The 2,068-nt window shown below is 75.0% G+C and carries 1 protein-coding gene; it reads right to left on the bottom strand.

Going from position 1 to position 2,068, the window contains the following annotated elements; all coding sequences use genetic code 11:
* On the bottom strand, nucleotides 1–2,068 hold a 2,068-nt coding region (locus SCA03_RS34645), incomplete at both ends, for a SpnB-like Rossmann fold domain-containing protein (protein ID WP_170223875.1).

The following is a 2,068-nucleotide window of genomic DNA, read 5'->3' as shown; positions in this document are numbered from 1 at the left end:
AAACCCCCACCCCACCGGCACCCCCACCAACACACGCTCATCCACCACCACCGACGACCGGAATCCATCGCCCCACACGCCCATCACACGGTCGCCCACCTCCACGCTCGACACACCCGGCCCCACCTCCGCCACGACCCCCGCACCCTCACTCCCCAACACCGCGCTCTCCGCGTCCGGATACATGCCGAGCAAGATCAGGACATCGCGGAAGTTCAGCCCCACCGCGCGCACATCGACACGCACCTCATGCGCGCCCAGCGGGCGGTCGGTGGGCGCCGGGTCCGGTTCCCATGCCAGCCCCTCCAACGTGCCGTTCCTGGCGGCGGCGAGGTGCCAGGGGCCGATGGTGTGCTGCTCCTGCGTCGGCTGGTCGGACTCGTCGCGTACGAGCTGCGGCGCGAGGATCTCCTCGCCCCGGATGGCAAGTTGGGGTTCACCGGCGGCCAGGGCGCGCCGTACCGCATCGGGCGTCGTGCCCTGCGGGTCCAGGTCGAGCAGTGCGAGGCGGCCGGGGTGTTCGGACTGCGCCGACCGCACCAGCCCCCAGACCGGGGAGGCCGCGAGACCTGCCACGGGCCCGCAGTCTTCGACGGCGACCGCGCCACGGGTCACGAGGACCAGCCGGGACGCGGTGAGCCGTTCCGAGGCGAGCCAGCGCTGTAGGAGGTCCAGGGCGTGCCGGGCGGCCTGTTCGGCGGCGGCCGGGAGGGTGTCGTCGAACACACCGCCGCCCGGCGTGGAGACCTCGACCAGGACGTGCTCGGGCGCCGACTGATCACCTGCGCTCAGGCGGTCCTCCAGCGCCGCGAGATCGCGGCAGTCGGCCAGCGCGGGGACGGGCTCGGACAGGTCCCCCTCGGTGGGCTCGCCGAGCACCGCGACACGGGGCGCCGCGCAGACCTCCGCATCGGCCTGCGGCCCGGCTCCGGTGGCCGGGTTCCAGGCCACCCGGTACAGGGAGGCGCCCGTTCCCGGCAGGGCGGGGAACGTCGCCTCGGTGACCGGACGGGTGACCAGCGACCGGGCGGAGAGGACCGGCAGCCCGTCGGTGTCCGTGACCAGCACCGACAGCGCGCCCTCGCCCCCTCCCGGGGCCTCCGGGGCGAGCCGGACCCGTATCCGCGTGGCTCCTGTGGCGTGCAGCGTGACTCCGGTCCACAGGAACGGCAGCCGTACGGCGTCAGGTTCCGGACCGTCCGCGCAGGCCGGCCACGCGTGCAACGCGGCGTCCAGCAGCGCCGGATGCACGCCGAAGCCCGCCGTGTCCCGCTCCCCCGCGTCCGGCTCGGCGCCGCCGGGCAGTGCCACCTCGGCGAACACCGTGCCGTCGCCGTCCCGCCATACGGTCTCCAGGCCGCGGAAGGCGGGCCCGTAGTCGAGGCCCTCGTCGCTCAGCCGCTCGTACAGCCCGTCCGTCGCCATCCGCTGCGCCCCGGCCGGAGGCCAGCTGCCCGAACCGGCCGGCTCGTCGGGCGCGCCGGTGGTCAACGTCGCCCGCGCGTGCCGCGTCCAGGCGTCGGGCGGCGCGTCCTGGGCGCGGGCGTGGACGCTGATCTCGCGGTTGCCGTCGTGGTCGGGCGCGGCCACGAGGACCTGCACGTGGGTCGTCCGGGCCGGGGTCAGGACCAGCGGGGTTTCGAGGGTCAGCTCAGCCACGTGGGCGCAGCCGACCTCGTCGGCGGCGCGCAGTGCCATGTCGAGGAACGCCGTGCCGGGTAGGACGATGCGGCCGAGTACGGAGTGGTCGGCCAGCCAGGGCTGGTCATGGAGCGACAGGCGTCCGGTGAACAGGAACCCGTCCGAGCCGGGCAGCGGCACGCCGCTGCCGAGCAGGGCGTGCCCGGTGTCCGCCATGCCGTGCGCGGCGGCGGACGTACCGCCGCGCTGCTGGGCCCAGAAGCGGCGGCGTTGGAAGGCGTACGTCGGCAGGTCCACCCACTGGGCGGGGGCCTGGCCGAGGGTGCGCGTCCACTCCACGGGTGCTCCGGCGACGTACGCCTCGGCGAGGGACTTCAGCAGGCGTGCCTCACCGCCGTCGTCGCGGCGCAGGGTGCCCACGGCGGAG

Source organism: Streptomyces cacaoi (assembly GCF_006539165.1).
GTDB lineage: Bacteria > Actinomycetota > Actinomycetes > Streptomycetales > Streptomycetaceae > Streptomyces > Streptomyces cacaoi.
Note: the sequence above shows the minus strand (reverse complement) of the source record. Positions and strands in the feature narration are given on the sequence as shown.